This is a genomic window from Erythrobacter mangrovi (genome assembly GCF_013260645.1).
Lineage (GTDB): Bacteria > Pseudomonadota > Alphaproteobacteria > Sphingomonadales > Sphingomonadaceae > Qipengyuania > Qipengyuania mangrovi.
Map to the genome: position 1 here is coordinate 2,754,519 of NZ_CP053921.1, position 24,011 is coordinate 2,778,529.

The window sequence follows — 24,011 nt, forward strand, 5'->3', positions numbered from 1 at the left end:
GGTTGGGCCAAGTGCAGACTATAACTCAGCCGAGTTTCGGCAGGATCAGCTTCCATCGGCTGGAAGAGATCCCGCGTGCAGTGCTGCTCGACCATATGCGCGACCCGCGGATCGCCAAACACCTGCCCCTGCTCACGGGTGAGTGGGATCTTGCGACCGTGGATGGGTTTGTCGCAGCCAAGGCAAAATGCTGGGATGACGACGGCCTGGGCCATTGGGCGATCCACTATGATGGCGAATACGCCGGCTGGGGAGGTTTCCAGAAGGAAGGGCGCGACTGGGATTTCGGTCTCGTGCTGCATCCCGACCATTTCTCGAAGGGTCGAGAGATCGCCGCAGCCTCGTTCGATTGGCTCGCGCGCGAAACGACCGTGAACGAGGTGACCTTCCTGCTGCCATTGAGCCGCTCGCCGCGTGCGCTGATGCGCATGGGTGCCCAGCCGACAGGCATTGTGGAGCACGCCGGGGTGCAATTCACCAGGTGGGCCTGGCAGGTTGGTGCAAGGCAGGAGCTGCACTGCAAGTAAGTCAGGCGCAAGGGTTCAGATAAACCGCAGTAGCGTCCACATTGCCTGGATTTGGCACTCTCAGCTACGCGCGTGGCGTCCCTAAGCAGGCGTGGGCCGGGCGCAATCACCGCTTGCAGCCGGTGCCCGCACGGATATCGTCGGCGATCGCACCTCTCCGCGACGGCAAGCAAGGCAGGGACCGGCGTCTGCCGTACCATCACATGGAGCGCGCCCCGTTTCGTACACCCAGGGACAACGAATGACGCAACTACCACCACCGCCTACATCGCGTCTACTCGGCGGGAGCGCTATCGAAATCAGCCCGTTCGCCTGGGGTATGTGGCGCCTGACCGAGAATGGCCGCACCGTCGCAGAAGCGGCAAGCCTGGTGCACGCAGCGCTCGACGCCGGGATCACCCTGCTCGATACGGCCGATATCTATGGCTTCAATGGCAAGGACGGCTTCGGCGACGCGGAAGCCTTGCTTGGCGAGGTACTGGTTGCCGAACCCGCGCTGCGCGGCCGCATGGTGCTGGCGACCAAGGGCGGGATAATGCCGCCACTGCCATACGATCAGTCGGCCGCGTACCTGCCAGGGGCGATTGACGCGTCGTTGCGACGGCTACGGGTCGATACAATCGACCTCTACCAGATCCATCGCCCCGATATCCTTGCACACCCACAGGAGGTAGCTCGCACGCTGGAGGATGCGGTGTCGGCGGGCAAGATCCGCGCGCTCGGCGTTTCCAACTTCACTCAGGCGCAGATTGAGGCGCTGGCGCATTTTCTCGACACGCCACTGGCTGCGAGCCAGCCCGAGATTAGTCCGCTGAAGATCGATTGCTTTGAGAACGGCGAACTCGACCAGGCGATGCGCCTTGGCTTCACGCCGCTCGCCTGGTCGCCAATCGGCGGCGGGCGGTTGCTTGCCCCAAAGAGCGAGCGCGACAAGGCGGTAGCCAGCGAACTCGACAGGATTGCCATGGAGCAGGGCGTCACCCGTCCGGTCGCGGCGTACAGTTGGTTGATGGCACATCCGGCGGGGATTGTCCCAATCATCGGTTCGCAGAATGCCGCGCGGATCGCGGAGTGCGTGCAGGCGTTGGCCATGCGCTGGACTAGGCAGGATTGGTATGCCGTCCTCGTTGCTGCGCGAGGCGCGAAGATGCCCTAACGAAGATCGGGCGCAACGCGGCCTTTATTCCGCAGCCCTATCGTCATAGGACCGCGAAGCACGTGTTCCCCGGACACTGCGATAGTTCCATCCCATTTCCAGCACGGACCGCTCCCATTCTGACATGAAAGCTGACGACGTCCCCACAATTTACGATGTCGCCGTGATCGGTGGCGGCATCAACGGTTGCGGCATTGCCCGCGACGCTGCCGGGCGTGGGGCCAGTGTAGTGTTGCTCGAAGCCGGCGACCTGGCGCGGGGAACTTCCTCCGCCTCGTCGAAGCTGATCCATGGCGGACTGCGCTATCTCGAACATTACGAATTCGGGCTGGTGCGTGAATCACTGTCGGAGCGCGAGCGCCTGTGGGCAATCGCGCCGCACATCATCTGGCCGATGCGCTTCGTCCTGCCCTATGTGCAGGGCCTGCGCCCGCGCTGGCTGCTGCGGCTGGGCCTGTTCCTCTATGACCACATCGGCGGCCGCAAGGAGCTGAAGGCGACCGAAAGCATCGCCCTCGATCGCCATCCGGCCGGGGCACCGCTCAAACCCGAATTCGTCAAGGGCTTCGTCTATTCGGATTGCTGGGCCGACGATGCGCGACTGGTGGTGCTGAATGCCCGCGATGCGGCGAACCGCGGGGCGGAGGTGCGCACGCACTACCGGGTGACGAGCTTTAAGCGCGAAGGCGATATCTGGCATGTCGAGGCCGGGGGTGAGACCTTCCATGCCCGTGCGCTGGTCAACGCCGGCGGCCCCAGCGCGCTCGACGTGCTCAAGGCGGGGCAGGTGCCCGATGCCAGCAAGATGCGGCTGGTGCGCGGCTCGCACATCGTGGTGCGCAAGCTGTTCGACCACGACAATGCCTACTTCTTCCAGCTGCCCGATGGGCGGATCTTCTTCGCCATTCCCTATGAGGAGGATTTCACCTTGATCGGGACGACCGATGCAGACCATCACGGCCCGCTGGACCATGTCGAGGCGAGCGCGGAGGAGATTGCCTATCTCTGCGAAGGCGCCAACCGCTTCTTCCGCCACCAGATTGCGCCTGCGGACGTGATCTGGAGCTATGCCGGGGTGCGTCCGCTGGTCGAAGATGGATCGGGGCGGCCAGAGGCCGCGACGCGCGGCTATCGCCTCGAACTTTCGGACCGGCACGAAGGCGCGCCATTGCTCAATGTGTTCGGCGGAAAGCTGACGACATACCGCCATCTGTCTGAGGAAGCGGTCGACCTGCTGGGCGAAAGGCTGGAGCTTGAGGACCGCTCGGGCTGGACGGGCGACGTGGCGCTGCCGGGCGGCGATTTCGTGCATGGAACGATCGATGCGCTGATCGGCCGAATTGCCGCACGCTATCCCTTCCTCGAACCGCAGAGCGTTCGCCGCATGGCACATGCCTATGGCACGACGACCTTCGAAATCCTCGGCGATGCCGCCAGCCTTGCCGAATGTGGTACGCATTTCGGCCATGGGCTTACCCAGCGCGAAGTCGACTACCTGTGCAACAGGGAATGGGCGCGCTCGGCGCAGGACATCCTCTGGCGGCGTACCAAGCTGGGTCTGCGCCTATCCCCCCATGAGGCCGCGGTGTTGGCCGACTATTGCAACGAAAGGATTGCGGCATGACGCTGCGCATCGTCGCCATCGGCGGCACGGTCTATCCCGGCAGCACGACCGAAATGGCGCTGCGCTATGCTGCGCGCCCCTCGATCGAGGCCGGGGCCGAGGTAACCGTCTTCGGCGGTGAATACCTCGGCGCGCTACCGCACTATCGCGGCACCGGCCATGGCGAGACGAGCGGCACCGAACTGGTCGAAGCGGTTCGTTCAGCCGATGGCCTGATCGTCGCGGCGCCAGGCTATCACGGGACAATCTCGGGCCTGGTCAAGAATGCGCTCGACTATCTCGAAGACCTCTCGAAGGACGAAAGGCCCTACCTCCATGAACGCCCGGTGGGCCTTATCGCCACCGCCTATGGCGACCAGGCGGCGATGGGAACCCTGCTGACCATGCGGGGGATCGTCCACGCGCTGCGCGGCTGGCCGACTCCTTTGGGGGTGACGCTGCGCACGGCGGAACAACTCTTCTCGACCGACGGCGAATGTATCGATGACCGTGCGCGCGAACAGCTGCGTTTGGTTGGCGAGCAGGTGATTTCAGCGGCGGGCAAGTTCGCTGCGGGGAGCAACTATGCCTAGCTGTTGCCGCGAGTGGCAAGGGCCTGCGGCGACAATACCCCTCGCACCACGAGCTCGGCGGTGCTGCGTCCGAACCGCTCGACCATTTCGCAGTCGAGCCGATCGATACCAAGCACGACTGCCCGCGAAGCGGCTGAGGTGAAAATCTGTGCGCAGGCGCCCTCCAGAGCGTGCGCGACAAGGAATGGATCGACGGCGCGGAAGCAGCCCTGCGCCATCCCGTCGTCGAGGATTGCACGCCGCGCGTTGTAGACTGGGCGGACGAAGAATTCGCCGACCAGCGTCGCAGTCTCGCTCGACCCTTCGCGCAGCAGCTTGTGCAGCAGTCGATGGAGATAGGGTCGCCGCTGGTAGGCACGCACCACGCCGAGGACATGCGCGTAGAGCTTCTGGTCGGGCGACATCGATGCGGCGAGCAGCCTGTCCATGTCGGCGATCAGTTCATCGGCATCGGCGCGGGCGATCGAGACCATCAGCCCTTCGCGCCCGCCGAAGTGGTAGCTAACGGCCGCGATATTCGCTTCGGCCCGCTCGGTAATCTCGGCGATCGAAATGTCGAGGTGGTCGTGCTCGATCATCAGTTCGCGCGCCGCTTCGATGATCCGCATGCGGGTCTTGTTGGGCGCGCGCTTCGCCTCGCTCACCGCGATCCGGGTCACCGACCCAGCTCCGCATTGTGTTCGCCCAGCCGCGGGGTCGGCGCGTGGTCGGGAAAGTCGAAATCGCCAAAAGCGAAGGGCGGATGCATTTCCACCACCGTGCCTTCGCTGGGGTGGTTCCGGCGTCGGAAGAAGCCGGTTGCCGCCAGGTGCGGATCGTCGAGGATATCGCCGATATCGCGCACCGGCTGTGCCGGGACGTCCGCCTGTTGCAGCAGTGCGAGCAGTTCCTCGGTGGTGAAGCCCGCCGTCAGCCGGGCCATCTCGCGATAGAGCCCCTCGATATTGCGAAAGCGCGAAGCGGTATCGGCATATTCGGGCCGTTCGAGGATGCTGCTGTCGCCAAGCAGGTCGAGCACCTTCTGCCACGAGCCGTCGATATAGGGGACGATCGAGATATAGCCGTCCTTTGTGGGGAAGGGCTGGCGATCGGGTTCAATCTGGCGCTTGTAACACACCGGCGCATTGGGCGGATCGAAGGTCAGCCCGCCGAGGTGTTCCAGCAACATGAAGCTGGTGAAGGTCTCGAACATCGGCACTTCGACATGCTGCCCGCGCCCCGTGCGCAGCTTGTGCACGATCGCGGCGAGCGCCGCGTGCGCGGCATGGAGGCCCGCAACCTTGTCTGCGATCAGCGAGGGTAGGTAGCGGGCGCGCGGGTCGCCGTCGACGCGCGGCAGCAGCGTGGCGGTGCCGCTGGCCGCCTGGATTACGTCGTCATAGGCCTGCAGGTCGGCATAGGGGCCATCCTGCCCGAAGCCCACGCAATGGACGTAGATCAGTTCAGGGTTGATCGCACGCAGGCTTTCGTAGTCTAGTCCAAGCCGCTCCATCGCCTTGCCGCGGACATTGCACACGAAAACGTCCGCGTCGCGCAGCAGGTCGAGCATCGTCGCCTTGTCGGCTTGGTCCTTGAGGTTGAGCGTGACCGATTTCTTGCCGCGGTTGATGGCGATGAAGCCCGGGCCCATGCCCGGGGTCGCCGCGGGTGGGCTGGCATAGCGGAAAGGATCGCCGATCTGCGGGTTCTCGACCTTGGTCACCTCGGCGCCGAGGTCGGTCAGCATCTGGGTGCAATAGGGGCCGAAGACCACGCTGGTGAGGTCGACGACCTTGATGCCGGTCAGCATCTTCTGGCCATCGCCGGGTGCCATCACGCCGCCTCTCCCAGCGCGGCGATGGTGTTGATCCCATCGCGCACTTCCACCCGCACCGTTCGGCCCACCGCATCGCGGGCCGCCAGTTGGGCAAGTATGGCGGCATCGTCCTTGCCCGTGCGCGCCAGGATGCGGCCCTTGTCACTCGCGCCGATAACATAGCCGCGCGAGGGCTGGCCCGATTTGTAGACCACGGTGTAAGTTTCGACGGTGGCGTTGCAATCCTCGGCCAGCAGCGGCGGCGCGGTCTGCGCATCGACCTGGGCCTGGATCGCCGCGCTCGATTGTGGCGCCCATTGCGCGGGCGGTTCGGTCGAATAGACCCCGGCCGCTTCCTTGGTCAGGAACCCGCCATTGGCGAGGATCAGGCCATAGTCGCCGGGCCGCTCGCGCAGGCGCTCGACCATGGTGGCGATGGCGTGGAGCGAATAGTTGTTGCCCGGCCCGCCGAAGAAGGGGAGCCCGCCGGTCAGCGTGGCGGGCATTGCGCGCCAGTCGAGCCCCAGCGCCTCGGTCGCCAGTAGCACCGCGACGGGGAAGCAGCTGTAGAGGTCGAACAGCGCAATATCACCGACCTGCTTGCCGCTGGTTTCGAGTGCCTGCTTCAGCACCAGTTCGATCGGCGGCGAGCGCGAGAGGTCGGCGCGTTCGGTGACCATCGTATCCTTGGCCTTGGCATGGCCGTGAAGGAAGACCCATTTCGACCGGTCGATGCCCAACCGCTCGGCTTCTGCGACCGTGGTGATCACCACCGCCGCCGCCTGGTTCACCGCGTCCTGCGCGACGTGCCATTTCAGATAGGGATCGGCGATCGGGTAATTCCCCGCGCTGGGGGTCGAAAGGTAATCCGCCGAATGCGCTTCGGGGAATTGCGAGTGGGGATTGGCCGCGGCCACCTTGGCGAAGCCGGCCCAGAGTTCGGACATCAGCCGCATATGCTGTTCGCGGGTATGGCCCATGCGGACCCGCAGCGCGTGTTCAAAGGCGGGATAGGTCTGCGTCGGCGAACCCAGCCCATTGGCGATCTCGTAGGGCGAGAGCAAGGCGCCGCCGAAGCCGCGATCTTCCATCTCGCCTTCCGCAGAGCGGGTCCAGTCGAGCGCCATGCCCTTGCGTGCCGCGAATTTGAGCGCGCGGGTTGCCTCGGCCCCGACCAGCAGTGCCGCGCGCGTCTCGCCCGCATGGACCGCAGCAGCGAGTTCGTTGACCAGCGACTGCGGCTGGTCGCCTCCGAGCTGCGAATAGATCCCCCGCGCGCCGGCGATGCCCAGATCGGCGGCGACGGTGGCGGGCGGATTGGCGCAGCGCCCGAAGGGCTGCGGCGCGCCGGGGATCGAATCCGGGGTGGTGCGCACGGCGACGACCAGGTCGATCGCGCCACGCAGCGCGTCCTCCTGTCCGCTATCGGCTAACGCCAGCGCTGCGGCATCGCGGCGCAGGTCCTGCGGCGAGGGTGCGCTCGCCGCGTCTTCGCCCGCCCAGTGGCTGGTGACCTGTCCCGCGCCCACCAGAACCGGCGTGCGTCCATCTATCGGCTGGCTGGCCTCTACCATTGCATCTGCTCTCCCCAGAGTTGCAAACGCATATTTGAAATGATCGTTTGATTCGTCAAGCGGCGTTCGTCGCCGGTTTAGAGCGACTGGCCGTCATCGACCGTCAAATCCGCCCCGGTGGTGTTCTTCGCCGCGTCGGAAAGCAGGTAAAGTACCGCACCGTCGAGCCCGTCTTCTTCGACCAGGCGGCGGCGCGGGAAGCTCTTGAGATGACGCTGGCCGCCTTCGCTGGCGAACCAGTCGGCCACCATGTCGCTGGCGATATAGCCGGGCGAGATGCAGTTCACATTGGGTCCCGTGCGTGCCCATTCGCGCGCCAGCAGCCGGCCCATGTGGCTGACCGCGGCCTTGGATGCGCTATAGGGCGCGATCCCCGGCGCGACGCTATGCGCGGTGATCGAGGAGACGAGCAGCACCCTGCCGCGTTCGGCCACCCCGGCGGCGATCATCCGCCGCGCCGCTTCGCAGGCGGTCAGGAACACGCCCTTGGCATTGACCGAGAAGACCGCGTCGAAATCCTCGGCGGTGAGCGTGAGTGCGGGTCCGGATTTCTCGACCCCGGCATTGGCGATCACGCTGTCGACCGGCCCGAAGCGCGCCTCTGCCGCGTCGAAGGCGGCGGCGATCGTGGCCGGGTCGGTGACATCGAGCGGGATCGCCAGCGTGGGCTGGCCCTGTCCCTCCAGCTCCGCCGCGATAGTCTCCAGCCGTTCGGTCCGTCGCGCACCGATCACCACCCTGGCTCCTGCAGTCGCGCAAATCCGCGCGAAATGTTCGCCCAGTCCGCCCGAGGCGCCGGTGATGAGGACGGTCCGGCCGTCCAGTCGAGATCCTGCCACAGTCACTGCTTGAAATTCCTCATCCCTGTCGCCGGGTTTGTGCGCGGATGGTGGGAGGGCGTCAATCCACCGGGCCAAGCCGTGGCAGGTGTTTGACAGCATCGGGCAGCGTGTTAGGCGACGCCATGGCCAGCGGCGCACCCACAACCAAGCCAGTTTCCATCGCTGCGCTCGTCGAGAGCGATCCGGTCGCGGCGGTCGAGCGGCTTCACGCCGCGCTCACCCGTGATCCAGGCAATGCGCCCGCGCACCGGCTGATGGGCCGCGCGCTGCGCAAGCTGGGCGATGTTGAGGCGGCCGAGGCGGCGGAACTGGCGGCCATCCGCGCAACCACCCAAGATCCGCAGATGATCGGCATCGCCGTGGCGCTGGCCGACGGCAAGTTGGGCGAAGCCGAAACCATGCTGCGCCAGCGCCTGTCGCAGCAGCCCACCGATGTCGCTGCGATCCGCCTGATGGCAGAACTGGCGGCGCGCATCGGGCGGTTGGGCGATAGCGAGAAACTGCTCAGGCGGGCGCTTGAACTCGCCCCGGGCTTCACCGCCGCACGGGCCAATCTCGCCAATGTGCTCTACAAGCAGAGTCGCTACGAAGAGGCCGCCAAGGTTCTCGACGAAGTGCTTGAGCGCGATCCGGCGAGCCCCGGCAATCGCAACCTCATGGCCGCCACGCTTGGCCGGATCGGCGATTATGACGAGGCGCTCAAGCTCTATGGCGAACTGACTGAGACCTTCCCCGATCATGCCAAGCTGCAGATGAGCTACGGCCACATGCTCAAGACCGTGGGGCGGCAGGAAGAAGGTGTCGCCGCCTATCGCCGCGCGCTGGCGGTCCAGTCGGACCTTGGTGAAGTCTGGTGGAGCCTCGCCAACCTCAAGACGGTCAGCTTTTCCGATGAGGACGTCGCCGCGATGGAGGCGGCGCTGGCGGGTGAACCTGCGCATGAAGACGCGCTGCACCTGCACTTCGCACTGGGCAAGGCCTATGCCGATCGTAGGCAGGCCGAACCAAGCTTCAAGCACTACGAACGTGGCAACGCACTGCGCAGCGAAGAACTGGGTTACGATCCGCAGGCGATCACCGATCAGGTCGACCGGATGATCGCGGTACTGACCCCGGAATTCATTGCGGCCAATAAAGGCGTCGGCGACCCGACGCCCGATCCGGTTTTCATCCTTGGCCTGCCGCGCGCCGGGTCGACGCTGCTCGAGCAGATCCTCGCCAGCCATAGCCAGGTCGAAGGGACCATGGAACTGCCCGACATCCCCGCCATGGCCATGCGCGAGGCGAAGAAGTCAGGCGGCGAGCTGCGCGACTGGCCCGATGCCGTGGCGGAGATGCCGAGCGAACGCTTCGCCGAACTGGGCGCCGAATTCCTCGAACGCACGCGCGTGCAGCGCAAGACCGGCAAACCGTTCTACATCGACAAACTGCCCAACAATTGGAGCTATGCCGGCTTCATCCACCTGATCCTGCCCAATGCGAAGATCGTGGATGCGCGGCGGCATCCGCTGGATTGCTGCTTCTCTAACTTCCGCCAGCACTTCGCCAAGGGACAGGGCTTCTCCTATTCGCTCGACCATATCGGGCGCTACTATGCGGACTATATCCGGGCGATGGATCACTATGATGCAGTGTTGCCGGCTCGCATCCATAAGGTGATCCACGAGCAACTGCTGGACGATCCGGAGGCCGAGGTGCGCGCGCTGCTGGCCTATCTTGGCCTGCCCTTCGAAGACGCCTGCATGGAGTTCCACCGCAACGAGCGTGCCGTGCGCACGGCGTCTTCCGAACAGGTCCGCCGGCCGATCAATCGCGACGGGGTTGGCCAGTGGGAGCCCTATCGCGCCTGGCTCGGACCTCTCGAAACCGCATTGGGTGATTTGCCGCAAACATACGCGCGCTAGCGAGAAAATACCGCGTGACGGCATGAAGTCGTTGCAAAAACGCCATAGGTTCGACGGAAAGCTGTGGGGATTCGACGCACGGCATGCCTCAAGGCTTGGCAAGCGCGCCAGAAAGTGGCGGATAGGTAACAGGGACGCAATCCAAGGAGGGAACTATGGCATTCGAGCACTCGACCCGTCGCCTCAGCATGGCGGCGAGCTTGCTCGCCGGGACCGCACTGACGGTCGCTGGTCCGGCCTTCGCGCAGGACGCAACTGACGCGGCGCAGGGCGCAGCCGATCGCAACGTGATCATCGTGACCGCCAACAAGCGCGCGCAGGATCTGCAGGACGTGCCGGCATCGATCACCGCACTCAGCACCGAAACGCTCGACCAGCTGCAGGTCAGCGAGCTGCAGGACGTTGTGAAGTTCCTGCCTTCGGTTACCATCCAGACCGCCGCACCGGGCTTCAGCCAGGTCTATTTCCGCGGTGTCGCCAGTGGTGAGAACGCGAACCACTCGGCCTCGCTGCCGACGGTGGGCACCTATCTCGACGAAATGCCGATCACGACCATCCAGGGCGCGCTCGACATTCACGCCTATGACCTTTCCCGCGTCGAAGCGCTCGCGGGTCCGCAGGGCACGCTCTATGGCGCAAGCTCGATGGCCGGTACCATCAAGCTGGTCACCAACCAGCCCGACTATGGCGACAATTACGGCGCCATGGACGTCGAGCTGAACAGCGTTGCCCATGGCGATATCGGCGGCACGATCGAGGGCTTCTACAACTTTGCCCTGTCCGATCGCGCTGCGCTGCGCGTCGTCGGCTGGTACCGCAAGGACGGCGGTTACATCGACAATATCGCCGGAAGCCGGACCTATCCGACCTCGGGCATCACCCAGGACAATTCCGAATTCGTCGAAGACGACTATAACGACGTCGATACCTATGGTGCACGCGTTGCCCTGGGCATCGAACTGGATGACGACTGGACCGTTCGTCCCACGGTCATGGGCCAGGTGCAGACCGCGCATGGCAGCTTCGCGCAAGAGCGTTCGACCGCGGTCAATGGCGACCTGCAGACGGTGCAGTACAATCCCGAATATTCGAAGGACAAGTGGCTCCAGGCCGCGCTGACCATCGAAGGCAAGATCGGCAACTGGGACCTGGTTGCTACCGGCGGCCACCTGTGGCGCCGTGACCGGACCGATGCCGACTATTCGGATTACGCCTATTTCTATGATGCGCTGTATGGCTACGGGGCCTATTTCTACGACAACAACTACGACCTCGTCAGCCCGAACCAGTACATCGAGGGCGGCGACAAGTACCGTCGCTATTTCGGTGAAATTCGCGTTTCGAGCCCGCAGGATGCGCCGATCCGCTTCATCGGCGGCCTGTTCGCGCAGCGTCAGAAGCACGAGATCGAGCAGAACTACATCATCGACAACATCGTCGATTTCTTCACCGTGCCAGGCACGGAGAGCAATATCTGGCTGACCCGCCAGGATCGCGTCGACCGCGACTATGCGGCCTTCGGTGAACTCAGCTTCGACATCACCAATAACCTGACCCTGACCGGCGGTGCCCGCGTCTACCGCTACAAGAACTCGCTGGTCGGCTTCTTCGGTTACGCGCGGGACTTCTCGTCACGTACCGGTGTTTCGGGCTGCTTCACCACCGACGGTACGCCGCTTAACCAGAACCCCACCGGGACGCTGGCTCCGCCGATCGTGGACGGTACGCCGTGTACCAACCTCGACAAGGTCACGTCTGACACCGACGCGATCTACAAGCTCAATGCGACCTATACGATCAACCCGGATGCGCTGGTCTATGTGACCTGGTCGCAGGGTTTCCGCCCGGGCGGCATCAACCGCCGCGGCGATGTCGACTATGGTCCGGACTCGCTCGACAACTACGAGTTCGGGTGGAAGACGCGCTTCGGTGATGTCACCTTCAACGGTGCGATCTACCAGGAAGACTGGAATGACATCCAGCTGTCCTTCCTGGGTCTCAACGGCCTGACCGAGATCCGTAACGCCGGCATCGCGCGCATTCGCGGTGTCGAATCCGACCTGACTTATCGCGCCAATGGCCTGACCCTGTCGCTTTCGGGCAGCTACAACGATGCCAAGATCCGTCGCGACTTCTGCGCGATTGCGAACGAGGACTTCGACTGTACGGTCCCTGACGGAAATTCTTTGCTGGCGCCGTCGGGTACGCGGCTGCCGATCACTGCGAAGTTCAAGGGCAATGCCATCGCTCGCTACGAATTCCCGCTGGGAGGATGGGACGCGCATGTGCAGGGCGCACTGGCGCATGTCGGCAAGCGCCGGAGCGATCTGCGGCCGTTCGAGAACGACCTCAAGGGTACGTTCGGAGCCTATACCACCTTCGACGCCAGCATCGGCGTGAAGAAGGACAACCTCCGCTTCGAACTCTTCGCGACCAATCTGTTCGACAGTCGCGGCGTGATCAACAGCGGCGTGCAGTGCCTCGAAACCACTTGTGGCGACCCGGATGGCATCAGCTCCACCGGCGGCGTGTTCTACGACGTGGTGATCAAGCCGCGGATCGTGGGCATCAAGGCCGGCTTCGACTTCTAGGTCGAAGCGCAGGATTCACCGTGAATGGGCCGGGGGAAACCCCGGCCCTTTTTTCGTCACCCGCACAGACTGTCGAGCCAGCGTTCGGCCAGCGCGCTGGCCTGCGCGGCGGTGAACGGCGCGTCACCCAGCGAAAGTTCAAGCCACAACCCGTCGATCAGCGCAGTCAGGGCGATTGCGGTCAGTGGGGGATCGGCCAGGTCGGGGCGCCATTGCGCCAGCAGCGCTTCGAGGCGAACGCGATAGTCGCCGTAAACTTCCGCTCGCACCGCGGCTACCGCCGGATCGCTGCGGGTCAGGCTCCAGAAAGCGATATAGCTCGCGAGCAGGTCGGGGGTGGCGATAGGAGGGCGGAAGCTGGCGGTAAGATAGGCCAGAATGCGCGCGCGCGGGTCGGTTCCGGCCTCCGCCACGGCCGCATCCAGCGCCTCGCCGATGCGCTGGCCGGTCCAGCGATAGGCTTCGGCGATGGCATCTGAAACCCCGGCGAAATAGTGGCGCAGCAGCCCGGGGGAGACACCCGCCTCGGCGCAGATCGCGCGGACCGAGATACCCGCTGCGCCTTTCTCGCCCAGCACGCGGGCAGTCGCCTCGATCAGGCTCTGGCGGCGCTCATCCGGATCGGCGCGGGTAAAGGCGGGTTGTGCGCTCATGGTCAGCTTGTTATACGATCGTATAGTAAGGAGCAGGCGATGGCAACGCAGAGGATCGAGGAAGTCGCGGGTGACCCGCTTGACGGGTGGAGCCTGCCGGCCTGGACCTACCACGACGAGGAATTCTACCGCCTCGAACTCGACCGCGTGTTCCGGCCGAGTTGGCAAGTCGTCTGCCATGAAAGCGACGTCCCCAACCACGGAGATTGGCACACGCTCGACTATTGCGGAGAGAGCGTGATCGTGGTGCGCGGGAAGGACGATGTCCTGCGTGCTTTCACCAATGTCTGCCGCCACCGCGGATCGCGACTGGTCGACGGCGCGGTGGGCTGCGCGAAGAAGCTTGTGTGCCCCTATCACGCATGGACCTATGACCTCGACGGTCGGCTGACCGGTGTGCCCGATAGCGCCAGCTATCCGACGCTCGACAAGGACCGCGCGGGGCTCGTCTCTGTCGAACTCGAAATCTGGCGCGGTTTCGTCTTCGTCCGGTTGCAGGACGATGGCGGACCGAGTGTCGCCGAGATGATGGCGCCCTACGAGGCGATGGTCGAACCCTACCGGTTCGGGGAACTATCCGCCTTGGGCCGCGTCACCCTGCGGCCGCGCTCGGTCAATTGGAAGAACGTTGGCGACAACTATTCCGATGGCCTGCACATCCCGGTCGCGCATCCCGGCCTAACCCGCCTGTTCGGCAAGAGCTACGGCGTCGAGGCGGAGGCGAATGTCGACCGCATGTGGGGCGATATGGTCGACCGCGAGAGCGCCAACTGGTCCGAGCGCATGTACCAGAAACTGCTTCCGCCGGTGCCGCACTTGCCCGAGCAGAGCCAGCGCCACTGGCTCTATTTCAAGCTGTGGCCGAACGTCGCCTTCGACATCTATCCCGACCAGGTCGATTTCATGCAGTGGCTGCCGACCGGTCCCACGACCTGCCTGATCCGCGAGATCAGCTATGTCCTGCCCGATGATCGCCGCGAGATGCGCGCCGCGCGCTACTGCAACTGGCGTATCAACCGGCAGGTCAATGCAGAGGATACTGCCCTGATCACCCGCGTGCAGGACGGCATGGCATCGCGCAGCTTCTCGATGGGCCCGCTCTCCGACAAGGAGGTGTGTCTCAAGCACTTCTGCAAGCGCATGCGCGAAATCATTCCCGAGGCACGTCTCGAACAGCAACCCCCTGTTGGCTGGAGCCGGGGCTAGCTGCAATGGGCAAGGTGCTCCCCGTCGTAATCGTCGGTGGCGGTCCGGCCGGGATGATTGCCGGCCTGCTGCTGGCTCGAGCCGGGGTCCAAGTTACGGTGCTGGAAAAGCATGCGGACTTCCTGCGCGATTTTCGCGGCGACACGGTCCATCCCTCGACGCTGGAATTGTTCCACGAGCTTGGCCTGCTCGACGAGCTGCTGTGCCTGCCGCACTCGCGTCTGGACACCGCCACGCTCGACCTGCTCGGCAAACGGTATACGATCGGGTCGCTCAGGCATCTGCCCGTAGCCGCACCGTATATCGCGATGATGCCCCAGTGGGATCTGCTCGACTTCATCGCGCGCCACGCTGCCCGCTTCTCGACTTTCGACCTGCGCATGTCGACCGAAGCTGTCGGTGTCACCAGCAATGCTTCGGGCCGGATCGATGGAGTTACGCTGGCCGGTGGCGGAGCGATTCCTGCACGCCTCGTCATCGCGGCCGATGGCCGCCGTTCGGTCCTGCGCGAGGCCGCAGCCCTGCCGCTCGAAGACCTGGGCGCGCCGATGGACGTGCTGTGGTTTCGCGTTCCAATGCCCGAAACCGGTGAGAGTGCCGATGTACCGCTGGGTACGATCAATCGGCAGGCGATGATCGTCGCGATTCCCCGCACTGGTTATTGGCAATGTGCACGCATTATCGAGAAGGGGGCCTTTCCCGCCATCGAGGCGCGCGGGATCGAGGCCTTCCGCCGCAGCACAGTGGCGGTCGTCCCCGGCCTCGCCGCGAGCATCGAGTCCATCCGCAGCTTCGATGACGTCAAGCTGCTGTCGGTCTCGCTCGACCGGCTAACGCGTTGGTGGTGTCCCGGTCTGCTCGCCATTGGCGACGCTGCCCACGCGATGTCGCCGGTCGGCGGGGTTGGCATCAACGTGGCGGTCCAGGACGCAGTTGCCGCAGCCAACATACTTGCCGCACCACTCGCCGCCGGAGAGGATCCCGACCCGCTCCTGGCGAAGGTCCAGGAAAGGCGCTGGTCGGCGGTGGTGCGCATGCAAGCTCTCCAGCGCGCGGCCCATAGGCGCGTTATTGCGCCCATGCTGCGCGGGGCCGTGAATCAGGTTCCGCTGGCTGTGCGGATGCTCAATGCCATACCGCTGTTGAGGCGCATTCCGGGCCGGATCATCGGCCTCGGTTTTGGCCGACAGCACATCCAATCCCCTCTCGCGAAAGAGTTTGCATGACCAAGCAATACGACGCCGTGATCATCGGTGCGGGCCACAACGGGCTCGTCTGTGCTTTCTATCTGGCCCAGGCAGGGCTCAAGGTTCGCATTGTCGAGCGGCGCGATGTCGTCGGCGGCGCGGCGGTGACCGAGGAGTTCCACCCCGGATTCCGCAATTCGGTGGCGAGCTATACCGTCAGCCTGCTCCAGCCCAAGGTCATCCGCGACATGCGGCTGCACGACCATGGCTATCGCGTGATCGAGCGGCCGATCTCGAATTTCCTGCCCCAGGAAGACGGCGGCTATCTCAAGCTCGGTGGCGGGCTCGAGCGCACGCAGGCCGAATTCCGCAAGTTCTCTGACCGCGACGCCGACGCGTTGCCCGCCTATTACGACGCGCTTGAAGGCGTGGCCGAGGTGCTGCGCGACCTCGCGCTAAAGTCGCCGCCGAATGTCGGCGAAGGGTTGCGCACGCTGCTGGCCGGTGCCTCGCAAGGCTGGGGCATGGCCAAGCTGGGGCTGGAAGCGAAGCGCGATATCCTCGATCTCTTCACCAAGTCGGCGACCAGCTTCCTAGGCCAATGGTTCGAGAGCGAAGCGGTCAAGGCCGCCTTCGGCTTCGATGCCGTTGTCGGCAATTACGCTTCACCCGATACGCCCGGCAGCGCCTATGTCCTGTTGCATCACGTCTTTGGCGAGGTGAACGGCAAGAAGGGCGCCTGGGGGCACTCGATCGGCGGCATGGGCACGATCACCCAGATCATGGCCGACGTCTGTCGTCAGTGCGGGGTCGAGATCAGCCTCGAAGCGCCGGTTGCCGAAGTATTGGTCGACGGCGATGCGGTTGCCGGGGTCAAGCTTGAGAGCGGCGAGGAGATCGCGGCCAAGCGCGTGATCGCCAATGTCGGGCCCAAATTGCTCTACGGCAAGATGCTCGACGAGAGCCACCAGCCTGACGATTTCCGCCGCCGGATGCGTGGCTTCAAAGCTGGTGGGGGCACCTTCCGCATAAATGTGGCGCTGAGCGAGCTGCCTAAGTTTACCTGCCTGCCCGAGCCGGGCGAACATCACCAATCGGGGATCATCCTGGCGCCCACGCTCGACTACATGGACAAGGCCTTCCTCGACGCGAAGGCGCATGGCTGGTCGAAGAAGCCGATCGTCGAAATGCTGATTCCCAGCACAGTCGATGACAGCCTCGCCCCCGAAGGGCAGCATGTCGCCAGCCTGTTCTGCCAGCAATTTGCGCCGGAACTGCCTGATGGTCGCGACTGGGACGACGAAGAAAATGCCGCCGCCGATACGATCATCGACACGGTGGAGGCGCACGCGCCCGGTTTCCGCGCCTCGATCCTGGGGCGGCAGGTGCTCAGCCCCAAGGGCCTCTACAAGAAGTTCGGCCTGGTCGGCGGCGATATCATGCATGGGCACATGAGCCTCGACCAGCTGTGGTCGGCACGTCCGGTCTTGGGCAACGGCGCCTATCGCGGGCCGGTCAAGGGGCTCTACATGTGCGGTGCCGGCACCCATCCCGGCGGTGGGGTTACCGGTGCGCCCGGCCACAACTGCGCGCGCGAAGTCATTTTCGATCGCGGCAACTGGCGCCGTTTTTCCACGATTTAGCCCCTTCGACGGCACCGCTAGCGGTGCTACGCCTACCTGAAACCGAGAGAGGATTCCCGACCATGCGTGCCACCCTGATTGCTGCCAGCCTGATCGCCGTCGCTGCCGCAACGCCTGCCGTTGCCAAGAGCACGCCGGCGGCCGTGCAGCAGGTGATCGACCTGTCGAAGCAGGCAATTGGCATGAGGTCGGTCCGGGGTGAGGGGAACGAAACCGGCAAGGTCGCCGAGCTGTTCCGCGACACTCTGGTCAAGGCAGGCTGGTCTCCGGACGAAATCGAGATCGTGCCGGTCGACGACACGGCATATCTGATCGCGACCTGGCAAGGCAGCGATCCCACGCTGGGCCCGATCGTCATCTCCGCGCATATGGACGTGGTCGAGGCCAAGCCCGAGGATTGGGAGCGCGATCCCTTCACCGCGGTCGTCGAGAATGGCTACCTCTTCGGACGGGGCGCCAGCGATACCAAGTTTGACGCCGTGCAGGCGATGGTTTCGGTGATCGAGCTGCGCAAGCAAGGCTTCAAGCCCAAGCGCAGCATCGTCCTTGCCTATTCTGGCGATGAAGAGACGACGATGATCACCTCCAAGATGATCGCCGAGCGGCTGAAGAATGCCAGGCTGGTGCTCAACGTCGACGGAGCTTCGGGCTCGCTCGATGAGGAGACAGGCAAGCCCGCCTATTGGAGCTGGCAGGGGGCGGAGAAGACCTACGGCGACTTCAAGCTGGAAGTGACCAATCCGGGCGGCCACAGTTCCACCCCGCGCGACGAGAACGCCATTGCGCAACTGGGTGCTGCGCTCGCACGGATCAATGCCTACCGGTTCCAGCCTGAAGTGAACGACATCACCCGCGACTATTTCACCAAGGCCGCCGATTTCGAGGGCGATCCCCTGTTGGCTGCTGCCATGCGTGCCTTCGCCAAGGATCCGACCGACAAGGCGGCGATTGCGGTGCTCCGCGGCAATCCGGCCTATATCGGCAAGATCGGCACCACCTGCGTACCGACGATGATCGAGGGCGGCCACGGGCTCAACGCACTGCCGCAGCGCGCCACCGGCTACGTCAATTGTCGCATATTCCCGGGCCATTCGAAGGCCTCGATTATCGCCGAACTCAAGAGTGTCGCTGACGAGCCTGCGTTGACGATCGAGGAGATCAATGCGGAGTATGTCGTGGAGGCCGATGCTTCGCCTTACGACAAGACCTTCGTCGACGCGGCGACCAAGGCTGTCCGCGCGGCATTCGGCAATGTCCCGATCATTGCTTCGCAGGCGTCGGGTGCATCGGATTCGATGTGGTATCGCGCACTGGGCGTGCCCAGCTACGGCGCCAGCGGCACCTTCACCAAGGACAGCGACGATTATTCGCACGGCCTCAATGAGCGCATGCCGATCGGCAATATCGACAAGAGCATAGATTATTATCACGTGCTGCTGACTGAACTGGCCTCGAAATGAGGGCGCTCGCGCTCGCCGCGGCACTCGTTGCCACGCCCGCCTCGGCCGGATCGCTCTATGTCGAGGCGGGGAAACTGCTCGATGTCGAGACGGGCGTCGTCGCACATGGGCAATGCATCCTGGTCGAGGGTGAGAAGGTTGCTCGAATCGAGCCTTGCGGCACGACTCCCGACGGGGCGGAGCGGGTCGATTGGTCGGCCTATACCGTCCTGCCCGGCCTGATCGATCTCCACACACACCTGGCCGATGCGGGGCAGGACGCCGATGTCGCGCTGCCGCTCAAGACCTCGCCCCAGCTCACTGCGTTGAACGGCGCACACAATGCGAAGATCACGCTTGAGGCGGGTTTCACCACGGTGCGCGATGTTGGCACCTATCGCGGCCTGACCGACGTGGCGCTGCGCGATGCGATCGATCGCGGGCTGGTACCGGGTCCGCGCATGTTCGTGGCGGGAGCCTATCTGACCCATCCGGGCGGCGGTGGCGAATTGAACGGCGTGGTGCCCAACGATCAACTGCCCATCGATATGCGGCTTGGCGTGCTGACCGGTTCCGCCGAAGCAGCTGAGAAAGCGACATTCCTGTTCGATAACGGGGTCGACTTCCTCAAGATCCTCGCCACCGGCGCAGTGCTGGCGATCGGTACCGAGCCCGGCGAACCCGAGGTGACCGAGGATGAGATGCGCGCGGCTATCGCGGTCGCTGAAGCGCGTGGTTCTTACGCCACCGCGCATGCGCATGGTGCTGAAGGGATCAAGGCTGCCATTCGCGCCGGCGTGCGCAGTATCGAGCATGCCAGCCTGATCGACGAGGAAGGCCTGCGGATGGCCCGGGATCACGGCGTCTGGCTGGTGATGGACGTCTTCAACGGTGACTGGATCGACGAGGTTGGCACGCGTGAAGGCTGGCCCGAAGAATATCTGCGCAAGAACCGCGAGACGACGCAGATCCAGCGCGACAATTTCCGCCGCGCGGTCGAACTCGGCGTGCCGCTCGCCTTCGGTAGCGACAGCGGAGTCTATCCGCACGGGATCAATGCGCGCCAGTTCGCCTATATGGTCGCCAATGGCATGACGCCTGCGCAGGCGATCCGCGCCGCCACGCTGAGTGCGGCGACGGTGGTTGGGCATGCGGACATGCTTGGCTCGATCGCGCCGGGCAAGTTCGCCGACATGATCGCGGTAGAGGGCGACCCACTGGCCAACGTGCGCGTACTGGAAAGCGTGGCGCATGTGATGAAGGGTGGCGCGCTGGTAAAGTAGCCGCCCTGGCCCTTGCAATCGTCGCGCAAAAGCTGTGTGGCATCGGGCAAGAGCTGGAGAGAGGTTCTCGCGATGAAGATGCGGTCATGGCTGTTCGCCCCCGGCGACAGTGAGCGGAAGATGCAGAAGGCGGTGGAGGGCGCCGCCGACGTGGTCATCTTCGATCTCGAAGATGCTGTCGCTACCGACAACAAGCCGGCCGCGCGCGCGTTGATCCGCAGCTTTCTCGACGCCAACCCTGCCGCGCGCAGCCGCATCTTCGTGCGCGTGAATCCGCTCGACGGCCCTTACACGCTGCAGGATCTTGCCGCGATCATGCCCGGCAGGCCCGGTGGGATCATGCTGCCCAAGGCCTATGGCCGGCAGGATGTCGAGGCGCTCGACAAGTACCTTTCCGCGCTAGAGGTCGCCAATGGCATCGACTGCGGTTCGACCCCGGTGATCGTGCTGCTCACCGAGGTCGCCGAATGCATGTTCCACGCCGGCGACTTCAAGGGCGCGCCGCGCCTCGTTGCGCTGACCTGGGGGGCGGAGGACCTGGCCGATTCGATCGGTGCGCAGAGCAACCGCAATCCCGATGGCAGTTTCGCCTTCACTTACGAGCTTGCCCGCAGCCTGTGCCTGCTGGGTGCGGCGACGGCGGGCGTCCCGGCGATCGAGACGATCCAGGCCGATTTCCGTGACAGCGATGGGCTCAGGACCCGAGCGGAGGGCGTGCGCCGCGCCGGTTTCCGTGGGATGCTGGCGATCCACCCTGCACAGGTCGAGGTGATCAACGAGGCATTCACCCCCGGCGAGGACGAAATCGCCCACGCGCGCGAGATCGTCGACCTGTTCGAAGCCAATCCCGGCGCAGGGACGATCGGCTGGAAGGGCGGCATGCTCGATCGGCCGCACCTTTCGCGCGCGCGCCAGCTGCTTTCGCAGGTCGATTGGGACTGAAGCAGAGGCGAATTCGCGTTCGCAATTGCAACCCATCGCGCGGCTTGGCATGCAGGCCGCACGCAAAGGGAGAGATGAGCGCATGACCGATTCCACAAGCAAGGGCCCGCTGACCGGGCTCAAGGTGGTCGAATTCCAGGGTATCGGGCCGGGGCCGCACGTCGCGATGCTGCTGGCCGACATGGGTGCTGAAGTGGTGCGGATCGAGCGCGAGGGGCATGTTCCCATGAACACGGTGGTTGAGCGCGCGCGCCATCGCGCCGCGGTCGATCTCAAATGCGCGGACGGGATTGCCTTCGTCAAGGATGCGTTGAGCAAGGCCGATGTTCTGATCGAGGGCTTTCGCCCGGGGGTCATGGAGCGCCTCGGACTGGGCCCGGGCGAGATGCTCGCGGCCAATCCGCGGCTGGTTTACGCCCGGATGACCGGATGGGGGCAGGAAGGTCCGCTCGCCATGGCCGCGGGGCATGATCTCAACTACATCGCGATCACCGGCGCGCTCGATGCGATCGGCAAGCGCAACGATCTGCCCGTTCCGCCGCAGAACCTCGTCGGCGATTTCGGTGGCGGTTCGATGTATTGCGCGCTCGGAATCCTCGCCGCGCTGTGGGAACGCGAGCGGAGCGGCAAGGGCCAGGTGGTCGATGCGGCCATCGTCGATGGCGTGACCAGCCTGATGAGCTTCTTCTATGGCCAACCGCACAGCGCGCTGCGCACCACCACCCGCGGGGCGGGCCTGTTGGGCGGGGCGGCACATTTCTACCGTTGCTACACGTGCAAAGATGGCAAAGAAATCAGCGTCGGCGCGATCGAACCGCAGTTCTACGCCGAACTGCTGCAACGCGCCGATGCGCCCGAGAAGCTGCGCGAAGGCCAGATGAACCCCGCGAATTGGGATGATTATGCCGAAGACCTCGCGGCGATGTTCGCGACGAGGACGCAGGCCGAGTGGTGCGAACTGCTCGAAGGCACCGATGCGTGCTTTGCGCCCGTGGTCCCGCTGGACGAGGCGAAGGATCATCCCCACATGAAGGCGCGCGGCGCCTTCGTCGAACACGGCGGGCGCTGGCACACCGCACCTGCCCCGCGTTTCGATCGCACGCCCGGAACCATCCGGGATAGTGCCGTGGATGGCGAAGCAGTCGTTGAGCGCTGGTCGAAGGAAGGCTAGAGCCGCTGGCCGAGAAGGAGAGTCCCCCCATGTACGAGTACACGCAGTTTTACATTGATGGCCAGTGGGTCGACCCGGTCACCCCGAACACCGTGCCGGTCGAAAATCCGGCGACCGAACAGACCATCGGCCATATCTCGCTCGGCAGCGCCGCCGATGTCGACAAGGCCGTTGCGGCGGCACGGCGTGCCTTCGAAAGCTGGCAGTTTTCGACCAAGGCCGAACGGCTCGACCTGATGCGCGCGATCCTGGCCGAGATCGACAAGCGCAAGGAAGACCTCGCCCGCGCGGTGAGCGACGAAATGGGCGCGCCGATGAGCCTGGCCAGCGGCCCACATACCGGCCTGCTTTCGGGCCACCTCGCCACTGCCATCGGCATCCTCGAGAACTTCGAGTTCGAAAAGACCAACGGCAACACCACGCATCTCTACGAACCGATCGGCGTCGTCGGCATGATCACCCCGTGGAACTGGCCGCTTAACCAGATCGCCTGCAAGGTCTTCCCGGCGCTGGCGACCGGTAACACCATGATCCTCAAGCCGTCCGAAATCGCACCGTTCGATGCGGCGATCTTCACCGAGATCCTGCATGCCGCGGGCGTGCCTGCAGGCGTCTTCAACCTGATCAACGGCGACGGCCCCGGTGTCGGCACTGCCATGTCTGGCCATGAGGACATCGACATGATCAGCTTCACCGGTTCGACGCGTGCCGGTATCGCCATCGCTGCCAATGCCGCCAATACGGTCAAGCGTGTGGCGCAGGAACTGGGCGGCAAGAGCCCCAACATCATCCTCGACGATAGCTCGTTCACCCGCTCGGTCGCGCGCGGTACCACCGCGATGATGGGCAATTCGGGCCAGACCTGCACCGCGCCCAGCCGCATGTTCGTGCCCAAGGCGCGGATGGAGGAAGCCAAGGCCGCCGCCAAGGAAGCCGCCGAAAGCGTCATTCCGGGCGATCCCAAGGGCAATGCCACGATCGGCCCGGTCGTCTCCAAGGCGCAGTGGGACAAGATCCAGGGCCTGATCAACAAGGGTATCGAAGAAGGCGCGACGCTGGTCGCGGGCGGACCCGGCAAGCCCGAGGGCCTCGAAGTGGGTCACTACGTCAAGCCGACCGTCTTCGCCGATGTCACCAACGACATGACCATCGCGCAGGAAGAAATCTTCGGCCCCGTGCTCTGCATCCTTGGTTACGAGGATTACGACGACGCCGTGCGTATCGGCAACGATACCGAATACGGCCTGGCCGCGCATATCATGGGCGAGGATACCGAGGTGGCGAAGCAGCTTGCGCGGCGTATCCGCGCAGGCCGTGTCGCGATCAACGGTGGTTACGACATGAATGCCTCGTTCGGTGGCTACAAGAAGTCGGGCAACGGCCGCGAATGGGGCGTCTTCGGCTTCCACGAGTTCCTCGAGGTCAAGTCGGTCATGGTCGCCTGATGGCAGGACGTTTCTTCGACGAATGGCAGGTTGGCGACCGGATCACGCATGAGATCCGTCGCACGGTCACCGAGACCGACAACCTGCTGTTCACGACCATGACGCACAACCCGCAGCCTTTGCACCTCGATATCGAGGCGGCAAAGGCCAGCGAGTTTGGGCAAATCCTGGTCAACGGTACCTTCACCTTTTCGCTGATGGTCGGGTTGAGCGTGGGCGACACCACGCTCGGCACGCTGGTGGCGAATCTCGGCTACGACAAGCTGGTGATGCCCAAGCCGGTGTTCATCGGCGACACGCTGCACGCCACCAGCGAGGTCGTGGGGCTCAAGGAAAGCAAGTCGCGGCCCGATGCCGGGATCGTCACCTTCCTGCACGAGGCGATCAACCAGCGCGATGAAGTGGTTTGCCGGTGCGAGCGGGCCGCGCTGCTGCATCGCAAACCCGGCTAGTCCCC

Annotated in this window: 20 protein-coding genes; 15 read left to right on the forward strand and 5 right to left on the reverse strand. The window is 64.5% G+C overall.

Going from position 1 to position 24,011, the window contains the following annotated elements:
• Positions 1-11 precede the first annotated feature (11 nt).
• From HQR01_RS13700 to HQR01_RS13715, 4 genes are all read left to right on the forward strand, one after another.
• Positions 12-527, forward strand: a complete 516-nt coding sequence (locus HQR01_RS13700) for a hypothetical protein (protein WP_199800339.1) — start codon at positions 12-14, stop codon at positions 525-527.
• A 241-nt stretch (positions 528-768) separates the two neighbouring features.
• Positions 769-1,683 (forward strand): aldo/keto reductase, encoded by a 915-nt coding sequence (locus HQR01_RS13705; protein ID WP_173215497.1) that lies wholly within the window; start codon positions 769-771, stop codon positions 1,681-1,683.
• Positions 1,684-1,807: 124 nt separating this feature from the next.
• Positions 1,808-3,307, forward strand: coding sequence for a glycerol-3-phosphate dehydrogenase (gene glpD / locus HQR01_RS13710; RefSeq protein WP_173215499.1), 1,500 nt, complete (start codon positions 1,808-1,810; stop codon positions 3,305-3,307).
• A complete protein-coding gene (locus HQR01_RS13715; RefSeq protein WP_173215501.1) occupies positions 3,304-3,879 on the forward strand; it encodes an NADPH-dependent FMN reductase in 576 nt (191 codons plus the stop codon). Before glpD ends, HQR01_RS13715 begins: the two co-directional genes overlap by 4 nt.
• Here HQR01_RS13715 and HQR01_RS13720 read toward each other — a convergent pair.
• The 4 genes from HQR01_RS13720 to HQR01_RS13735 form a co-directional block, all read right to left on the reverse strand.
• Entirely contained in the window at positions 3,876-4,538 is a 663-nt protein-coding gene (locus HQR01_RS13720; RefSeq protein ID WP_173215503.1) for a TetR family transcriptional regulator, read from the reverse strand. The two genes, HQR01_RS13715 and HQR01_RS13720, sit on opposite strands and share 4 nt — an antisense overlap.
• Positions 4,535-5,692 carry a CaiB/BaiF CoA transferase family protein gene (locus HQR01_RS13725; protein ID WP_173216433.1) on the reverse strand — a complete coding sequence of 386 codons (1,158 nt, stop codon included), beginning with the start codon at positions 5,690-5,692 and terminating at the stop codon, positions 4,535-4,537. Before HQR01_RS13725 ends, HQR01_RS13720 begins: the two co-directional genes overlap by 4 nt.
• The gene (locus HQR01_RS13730) at positions 5,692-7,248 is read right to left on the reverse strand and encodes an acetyl-CoA acetyltransferase (RefSeq protein ID WP_173215505.1); all 1,557 of its coding nucleotides are present in this window, start codon (positions 7,246-7,248) and stop codon (positions 5,692-5,694) included. Before HQR01_RS13730 ends, HQR01_RS13725 begins: the two co-directional genes overlap by 1 nt.
• Before the next feature lie 77 nt (positions 7,249-7,325).
• Positions 7,326-8,093, reverse strand: a complete 768-nt coding sequence (locus HQR01_RS13735) for an SDR family NAD(P)-dependent oxidoreductase (protein WP_234030182.1) — start codon at positions 8,091-8,093, stop codon at positions 7,326-7,328.
• 119 nt (positions 8,094-8,212) lie between these two features.
• Here HQR01_RS13735 and HQR01_RS13740 point away from each other — a divergent pair, with 119 nt between their 5' ends.
• Together HQR01_RS13740 and HQR01_RS13745 are read left to right on the forward strand one after the other, a co-directional pair.
• Positions 8,213-9,994 (forward strand): tetratricopeptide repeat-containing sulfotransferase family protein, encoded by a 1,782-nt coding sequence (locus HQR01_RS13740; RefSeq protein WP_173216435.1) that lies wholly within the window; start codon positions 8,213-8,215, stop codon positions 9,992-9,994.
• 155 nt (positions 9,995-10,149) lie between these two features.
• Positions 10,150-12,585 carry a TonB-dependent receptor gene (locus tag HQR01_RS13745; RefSeq protein ID WP_234030183.1) on the forward strand — a complete coding sequence of 812 codons (2,436 nt, stop codon included), beginning with the start codon at positions 10,150-10,152 and terminating at the stop codon, positions 12,583-12,585.
• Positions 12,586-12,641: 56 nt separating this feature from the next.
• Here the strand turns inward: HQR01_RS13745 and HQR01_RS13750 are convergent, their stop codons facing one another.
• Positions 12,642-13,238 (reverse strand): TetR family transcriptional regulator C-terminal domain-containing protein, encoded by a 597-nt coding sequence (locus HQR01_RS13750; RefSeq protein ID WP_173215509.1) that lies wholly within the window; start codon positions 13,236-13,238, stop codon positions 12,642-12,644.
• A gap of 39 nt (positions 13,239-13,277) precedes the next feature.
• On the opposite strand from HQR01_RS13750, the gene HQR01_RS13755 reads away from it, so the two are divergent.
• The 9 genes from HQR01_RS13755 (at position 13,278) to HQR01_RS13795 (ending at position 24,006) form a co-directional block, all read left to right on the forward strand.
• Positions 13,278-14,444: an aromatic ring-hydroxylating oxygenase subunit alpha gene (locus tag HQR01_RS13755; RefSeq protein ID WP_173215511.1), complete on the forward strand. Its 1,167-nt coding sequence runs from the start codon at positions 13,278-13,280 to the stop codon at positions 14,442-14,444.
• Positions 14,445-14,449: 5 nt separating this feature from the next.
• Positions 14,450-15,670 (forward strand): FAD-dependent oxidoreductase, encoded by a 1,221-nt coding sequence (locus tag HQR01_RS13760; protein WP_173215513.1) that lies wholly within the window; start codon positions 14,450-14,452, stop codon positions 15,668-15,670.
• On the forward strand, positions 15,667-17,274 hold the full coding sequence (locus HQR01_RS13765) for a phytoene desaturase family protein (RefSeq protein WP_173215515.1): 1,608 nt from the start codon (positions 15,667-15,669) through the stop codon (positions 17,272-17,274). Before HQR01_RS13760 ends, HQR01_RS13765 begins: the two co-directional genes overlap by 4 nt.
• A 62-nt stretch (positions 17,275-17,336) precedes the next feature.
• Positions 17,337-18,734: a M20/M25/M40 family metallo-hydrolase gene (locus HQR01_RS13770; RefSeq protein WP_173215517.1), complete on the forward strand. Its 1,398-nt coding sequence runs from the start codon at positions 17,337-17,339 to the stop codon at positions 18,732-18,734.
• Positions 18,731-19,996, forward strand: a complete 1,266-nt coding sequence (locus HQR01_RS13775) for a metal-dependent hydrolase family protein (protein ID WP_173215519.1) — start codon at positions 18,731-18,733, stop codon at positions 19,994-19,996. Before HQR01_RS13770 ends, HQR01_RS13775 begins: the two co-directional genes overlap by 4 nt.
• A 72-nt stretch (positions 19,997-20,068) precedes the next feature.
• The gene (locus tag HQR01_RS13780; RefSeq protein WP_173215521.1) at positions 20,069-20,938 is read left to right on the forward strand and encodes an HpcH/HpaI aldolase/citrate lyase family protein; all 870 of its coding nucleotides are present in this window, start codon (positions 20,069-20,071) and stop codon (positions 20,936-20,938) included.
• Positions 20,939-21,020: 82 nt separating this feature from the next.
• Positions 21,021-22,109 carry a CaiB/BaiF CoA transferase family protein gene (locus HQR01_RS13785; protein WP_173215523.1) on the forward strand — a complete coding sequence of 363 codons (1,089 nt, stop codon included), beginning with the start codon at positions 21,021-21,023 and terminating at the stop codon, positions 22,107-22,109.
• A gap of 29 nt (positions 22,110-22,138) precedes the next feature.
• Positions 22,139-23,554 carry an aldehyde dehydrogenase family protein gene (locus tag HQR01_RS13790; protein WP_173215525.1) on the forward strand — a complete coding sequence of 472 codons (1,416 nt, stop codon included), beginning with the start codon at positions 22,139-22,141 and terminating at the stop codon, positions 23,552-23,554.
• Positions 23,554-24,006: a MaoC family dehydratase gene (locus HQR01_RS13795; protein ID WP_173215527.1), complete on the forward strand. Its 453-nt coding sequence runs from the start codon at positions 23,554-23,556 to the stop codon at positions 24,004-24,006. The genes HQR01_RS13790 and HQR01_RS13795 overlap by 1 nt, the downstream gene beginning before the upstream one ends.
• Positions 24,007-24,011: the final 5 nt, after the last annotated feature.